Source organism: Pseudomaricurvus sp., assembly GCF_965662505.1.
GTDB lineage: Bacteria > Pseudomonadota > Gammaproteobacteria > Pseudomonadales > Cellvibrionaceae > Pseudomaricurvus.
The window spans coordinates 1-6,350 of sequence record NZ_CBFIHX010000158.1 but is presented as its reverse complement, the minus strand read 5'-3'; the positions used below and the strand labels follow the sequence as shown (position 1 = coordinate 6,350).

At 53.0% G+C, this 6,350-nt stretch carries 7 protein-coding genes and 1 pseudogene; 6 read left to right on the top strand and 2 right to left on the bottom strand.

Annotated elements, in window-relative coordinates; all coding sequences use genetic code 11:
* A partial coding sequence (locus ACTG33_RS15500; RefSeq protein ID WP_439136127.1) for a helix-turn-helix transcriptional regulator occupies positions 1-344 on the top strand: 344 nt, incomplete at its 5' end.
* Here the strand turns inward: ACTG33_RS15500 and ACTG33_RS15495 are convergent.
* Entirely contained in the window at positions 341-799 is a 459-nt protein-coding gene (locus tag ACTG33_RS15495) for a hypothetical protein (RefSeq protein ID WP_439136126.1), read from the bottom strand. The genes ACTG33_RS15500 and ACTG33_RS15495 overlap by 4 nt on opposite strands.
* 397 nt (positions 800-1,196) lie before the next feature.
* On the opposite strand from ACTG33_RS15495, the gene gmk reads away from it, so the two are divergent.
* From gmk to ACTG33_RS15470, 5 genes are all read left to right on the top strand, one after another.
* Positions 1,197-1,814, top strand: a complete 618-nt coding sequence (gene gmk, locus ACTG33_RS15490; protein WP_439136125.1) for a guanylate kinase — start codon at positions 1,197-1,199, stop codon at positions 1,812-1,814.
* 241 nt (positions 1,815-2,055) lie between these two features.
* Positions 2,056-2,313 carry a DNA-directed RNA polymerase subunit omega gene (gene rpoZ, locus ACTG33_RS15485; RefSeq protein WP_439136124.1) on the top strand — a complete coding sequence of 86 codons (258 nt, stop codon included), beginning with the start codon at positions 2,056-2,058 and terminating at the stop codon, positions 2,311-2,313.
* A gap of 64 nt (positions 2,314-2,377) precedes the next feature.
* A complete protein-coding gene (spoT, locus tag ACTG33_RS15480; protein ID WP_439136123.1) occupies positions 2,378-4,495 on the top strand; it encodes a bifunctional GTP diphosphokinase/guanosine-3',5'-bis pyrophosphate 3'-pyrophosphohydrolase in 2,118 nt (705 codons plus the stop codon).
* Between the two features lie 122 nt (positions 4,496-4,617).
* Entirely contained in the window at positions 4,618-5,001 is a 384-nt protein-coding gene (locus tag ACTG33_RS15475; protein WP_439136122.1) for a RidA family protein, read from the top strand.
* 13 nt (positions 5,002-5,014) lie between these two features.
* Entirely contained in the window at positions 5,015-5,797 is a 783-nt protein-coding gene (locus tag ACTG33_RS15470; protein WP_439136121.1) for a response regulator transcription factor, read from the top strand.
* A gap of 68 nt (positions 5,798-5,865) precedes the next feature.
* On the opposite strand, the pseudogene ACTG33_RS15465 reads toward ACTG33_RS15470, so the two are convergent.
* Positions 5,866-6,350 (bottom strand): annotated as a pseudogene (locus ACTG33_RS15465) (hypothetical protein); the annotation flags it as partial.

Here is a 6,350-nt window from a genome sequence, read left to right as displayed (position 1 = left end):
AAAACCTGATCCTGCCAGCCAAAGCGGTGACGCTCTATCTGACCGATCCGAATCTGGCGGTGCACATCCGCCACGAAAGCCTGATGGAAGTTTACCAACTGACCATTGCCGAGGCGAGAGTGGCAATTATGGTGGCCAACGGCATGGCGCTAAAGGACATTGCCGAACACAACCAGGTCAGTGTGCTGACCGTGCGCACGCAATTGCGCCATGTGTTCGAGAAGATGGGCGTGAATCGTCAGCAGGACATTGTGAAAATTCTGCTGTCCGGAGCGCTCAACCCGGAATCGTCAACCCCAGTCGGGGGAGACCACTCACGATGTCGTTATGAACAGACCTCTTAACGACATTTAAGATTCTTGGCGGAATCGCGCACCAGTCCGTTGTAGGCATAGAGCGTCCAGTCGACAGTGCCCTCACCGCCTCTCACCTTATCGTTGTTGAGTGTGCACTTATCGCTGTAATTAGACGGGCAGCTGGCCACCTGAGCGCAGGAAGGCTCGTAAATTTTGCGATCCGACGCCAATTCAAAGTCGTACTGGGCGCAGAGATCACCGGACTTGCAGTAGAGGGTGCCGCTGGACATGGCTTGCTTGTAGCTGCTGGTGTTTTCCTTGCTGCACTTTTTAATGATCTCCGCCACAGGGCCCTGATTCATACTCCGGCGGGTTTCTGCATCCATCTTGGACAACTGCATCTGCAGAGCCGCACAGGTGGCAGCCATATCGTCAGCCAATATCAGGGGACTCAGATTCAACAAGCCCAGAGCAAACAGGGTGGTTAGTGCGTGTTTCATCATAATCTCGATCCATCCTTATCAAGGTTTCAATGCGTCAGTTGTACGTCCCTGTGATTGTTTCCTCCTCAAGCAGCAGCTGCGTTGCCCGCCCAGTCGCTTTAACACTCAGGTTTCCACGCAAGGAACCCGGTTAAAATCGCCACATCCTGTAGGCTCTGGCGGGCAACAAGCAGCTACTAACACTATAGTATGAGAGAGCAATTCAGGCGTCATACCGCAATTGATGTATAGAACTCAAAAAGTTCGAATAACGGCTTTTGTGTGCGTAAGGGGCTTTTTGTGTTTAAGGGGCTTTGCGTGCGTAAGAGGCTTGAGCCTGTGGGATGGTGGATCCGGGCAGCCTCACGTATGATTAACCGTTATTCAAGAACACCATAAAAGGCACAGAAGCAGACCCATGAGCTCACGCGGCACTCTCTATACCGTTTCCGCCCCTTCCGGCGCGGGCAAAACCAGCCTGGTAAAGGCCCTGATCGACAACACCGACAATGTCATGGTGTCCGTCTCTCACACCACTCGCGCCATGCGCCCGGGTGAGGAAGATGGGGTCAACTACCACTTTGTGGATCGCGATCTGTTTACCAATATGGTGAAAGACAATGCGTTTCTGGAGCACGCCGAGGTGTTTGGCAACCTGTACGGCACCTCCACCCAGTGGGTGAAAGATACGCTGGACAGCGGCACCGATGTGATTCTGGAGATCGACTGGCAGGGCGCCCAGCAGGTGCGACGCCTAATCCCGGAAACCGTGGGCGTGTTTATCCTGCCGCCGTCGCGGGAAGAGCTGACTCGCCGCCTGACCGGTCGCGGACAGGACGACAGCAGTATTATCGATGCGCGCATGCAGGAAGCCATCAGTGAGATGTCCCATTATGTGGAAGCCAGTTTCGTCATTATCAATGATGATTTTGATGTCGCGCTGAAGGATTTTCAGGCCGTTCTGCTCTCCACCCGTCTGACACTGGAAAATCAGCAGCAAAGACACGGGCAATTGCTGGCGTCGCTGTTGTCTTGATATTACTGTCCTAATATCACGGTATCGGTGCCCTAAGATCGCTTTGCTATTGCCCTGAGGCTACTTTGCTATTGTCCTAACTGGTTGTTTTGCGTACACTGGCCGACCTTTTCGGACTCAGTCATTATTACTCCATCGCGATCCACAAGACGCGACGACTGTCAGGCCGGACACACAGGATTCACCCGCTCTGTATTATTCGCTCCGCACTGGGCGGAGCACTCGTTAAAAAGGCATACAAATGGCTCGTATTACTGTAGAAGATTGTCTTGATCATGTAGACAACCGCTTTGAATTGGTTCTAGTTAGCAGCAAACGTGCTCGTCAAATCGCTGTTGGCGGCAAGGACCCGTTTGTACCGGAAGAAAACGACAAGCCAACCGTTATCGCACTGCGCGAAATCGAAGAAGGTTTCATCGACGCCAGCATCCTGACTCAGAAAGAAGAGCAGGACGATTTCGAAGAGTTCGTTATCGACGACACAGCGCCGCAGATGTAATAAGCTGGGGCAAAAGTGGGGTCAATCCCCACTTTCCCCAGACATCAACCGATACAGGACCCCGATGCAAACACTTGAGTCCTTGGGCCACCGGCTCTCCTCCTATCTCGAACCGCATCAGATCAATCGCGTTAAGCGTGCCTACTTCTACGCAGAACAAGCCCACGAAGGCCAGCGCCGCCGCAGTGGCGAACCCTATGTAACCCATCCTCTGGAAGTTGCCACCATTCTGGCCGGCATGCACATGGACCATCAAAGCCTGATGGCCGCCATGCTTCACGACGTGATCGAAGACACCACCATTTCCAAAGACGCCCTCACCGAGCAGTTCGGTGGACCCGTGGCCGAGCTGGTGGACGGCGTCAGTAAGCTGACTCAGTTTGAGTTTGAAACCCAGGCACAGAAACAGGCCGAGAACTTCCAGAAGATGGCGCTGGCGATGGCCAAAGACATCCGCGTGATTCTGGTGAAGCTGGCCGATCGGCTGCACAACATGCGCACCCTCGGGGCTCTCAAGCCCGAGAAGAAACGTCGCATCGCCAAGGAAACCCTGGAAATCTACGCCCCGATTGCCCAGCGTCTGGGCATGAACAACATCCGTCTGGAGCTGGAAAACCGCGGTTTTGCCGCCATGTATCCGCTTAGAAGTGAGCGCTTGCAAACTGCGCTTAAGACGGCTCGCGGGAACCGCAAAGAGTTAGTCGAGAAAATTCAGAACGCCATCGAGTTGCGTCTGGAGCGTGAACAGATCAACTCCCTGGTGATCGGTCGCGAGAAACACCTGTTCAGTATTTATCAGAAGATGCGCAATAAGAAGAAGTCGTTCAAGGAAATCATGGACGTCTACGCCTTCCGCATCATCGTCGACAGCGTCGATACCTGCTACCGGGTACTGGGCGCGGTGCACAATCTCTACAAGCCGGTCATTACCGAGTTCAAAGACTACATCGCCATTCCTAAAGCCAATGGCTATCAGTCGTTGCACACCGTACTAGTGGGCATGCACGGCGTACCCATCGAAGTGCAGATCCGCACCAAAGAGATGGACGAGATGGCCAACTCCGGCATCGCCGCTCATTGGCTGTACAAGTCCGACAGCGACGACGATATGCCCAGCGGCTCACACGCTCGGGCACGCCAGTGGATTCAGGGCTTGCTGGAAATGCAGCAGCGCGCCGGCGACTCGCTGGAATTTATCGAGAACGTGAAGATCGACCTGTTCCCGGACGAGGTCTACGTGTTCACGCCCAAGGGCAAAATTGTGGAGCTGCCTTCCGGCGCGACTCCGGTGGATTTTGCCTACGCCGTGCACACCGATGTAGGGCACCGCTGCGTGGCCTGTCGCATCAACGACCGTCTGGCGCCGCTGTCGCAAACCCTGCAGAGCGGGCAGAAGATCCAGATCATCACCTCGCCCGGTGCTCAACCGAACCCCAACTGGCTCAACTTTGTCACCTCGGGACGGGCGCGCAGTGGTATTCGCCACTTCCTGAAAAACCAGCGCCACCATGAATCCATTGAGCTGGGCCGACGCATGTTCGGTCGCGCGCTGTTGGACGAGGGTATCGAGCTGAAAGACCTGACGGACGATCAGACTCAGGTTCTGCTCAGCGCCACCAATACCGCGTCGCTGGACGCCCTGCTGGAAGACATCGGTCTGGGTAACCGCATTGCGCACGCCGTGGCCAAGATTCTGGCTTCGGACAAAACCACCAGCACCAGCAGCGGCAATATTTATTCGCCGCTGATGATCGACTCCACCGACGGCCTGATGATCAGCTTCGCCCGTTGCTGTCGCCCGATTCCCGGCGATCCGATCATCGGCCATATCAGTGCCGGTAAAGGACTGGTCGTACACCGCGATACCTGCCGCAATATTTCCGAACTGCGCCACAATCCGGAAAAGATCAGTGCGGTTAACTGGGCGCCTACCGTAACCGGCGAGTTTCTGGCCGACATTCGCGTCGAAGTGCAATCCGAGCGCGGCATTATCGCCTCGCTGGCCACACGCATTGCCGAACTCAAAGGCAACATCGAACAGGTTAACGTGGACGAACGGGACGCTCACAACTCCGTGATTCGCTTCTGTCTCGGCGTCCACAACCGCGTGCATCTGGCGCACATCATGCGTCGTCTAAAACTCATCAGCGCGGTCATCAAGATCACCCGAAGTAAAAACTGATACACAATACTCATACAAAACGCGGGAGAGGGGCTTTCCTCCTCTCCCGTTTTTTATTCATAAGAGCCATGAACCCAGCGTAGAGTCACAACGCTGCGGAACCGATAAAGAAGGACTTGAACATGACAAACAAAGCAATCATCAATACCGAAAACGCACCTGCCGCCATCGGCACTTATTCACAAGCGGTTAAAGTGAATAACACCGTTTATCTGTCTGGCCAGATCCCGCTCGACCCGCAAACCATGGAACTGGTCGACGGCGGCTTCGAAGCCCAGGCACATCAGATGTTTAAGAACCTCAGCGCTGTGTGCGAAGCCTCTGGCGGCTCACTGGCCAATATCGTCAAGCTGGGTATCTTTCTGGAAGACCTGAACAACTTTCCCACCGTCAACGAAGTCATGGCGCAGTATTTTGACGAGCCTTACCCGGCCCGCGCTGCAGTAGGCGTTAAACAATTGCCTAAAGGCGCCATGGTAGAAGCCGACGGGATTATGGTGATTTAATCTGTTGAACCACATGGAAGAGCAACAGACACACATCCATCAGATTTGGGATAAGCTGGCTGACTGGCCAGCCGCCCAGGCTGAACAGGCACTAAAATATTTACTGAACAGCATCTGCACGTTGGTGGACGCCGACCACAGCTATTGGCTGTCGGCTTATCGCATGTCTCCGTCAGAGAATGATCCGCTACTGGGCTGGCGACTGGGTCCGGTGTTTTATCCTGCTGAAGAAATTCACGATCAAAAAGTGTATCGCGGTGCACAACTCGATGAGCACGAAGGGATTATTGACGAGAGCTCTTACAATCATGTGCGCCAAAGCGGCCGCTTTCGCTCCTTGTTTCTCAGAGATCACGTCACCGATGCGTATTATTCCACTCCTCAATACCATCGCCATTACCGATCGCGTGGCCTTGGCGATACAATGTTTGTTATCGCACCGGTGAACAAAGACTCTGAAGCCTATTTTTGCTTTAACCGCTCAATATCCAAGCCGCAATTCAGCCAGGCTGATCTCGACCTCGCCAGCGATTGCCTGCGCAGCCTGAAGTGGTTCCACAAACAGGTTCTGCTCCATCACGGCCTGCTCATTGCCGAAGCGGCGCTGACACCGACCGAGAAGCGTGTTTTACAACTGTTGTTGACAGACCAGACAGAAAAACAAATCGCAGAATCACTCGGACAAAAAGTCGACACCACCCATAAGCACGTGGTTTCTATTTATCGGAAATTTAACGTTAATAGCCGCGCGGCACTGATGGCCATTTGGTTGGGGCATACGCCGGAAGGGGAGTAGGGGGGGTTCTGGCTCGAGATGCAATAGACCTCATTTAATCTCGGAACATTAGCTCGCCAGAACCTTAATCACTGTTTAAATAGCACCGCTTTTTGAACTTCGCTGGGTGTAATATCCGATTCCTTCGGCTTTTTACTGGGCTTTTCTTTTATAAGCGGCCAAGACAATTCACCAAAAGTTTCCGTGATCGACATATCGGGGCAAGTGGTTTTCACTTTGTCCCACTCTTCCTGAATCGATTTACCCACATCTAAACGCATTGAATCAATAATAGAATCGCAGAGTGCCAATAACGGTTTCGATCTCATTTCATCATTCAAGATATCAACACCACCGAAATCAAAATTGATTCGGATAAATTGATGTGAAGAAACAGGGAAAAAAACTGAACGATAGAGGTCTGGACTATCTTTTCCGCCGTTGGCAATAAAATGAATATCACAAACGACTGCCTGGAAGCCAGGTGATAACTTCTTAACGTACCAATTTAGAGGGGCTCGATAGTCTGGTTTCTTTCCTGATCGGTCATAACCATAACTATTATCTAAATAGT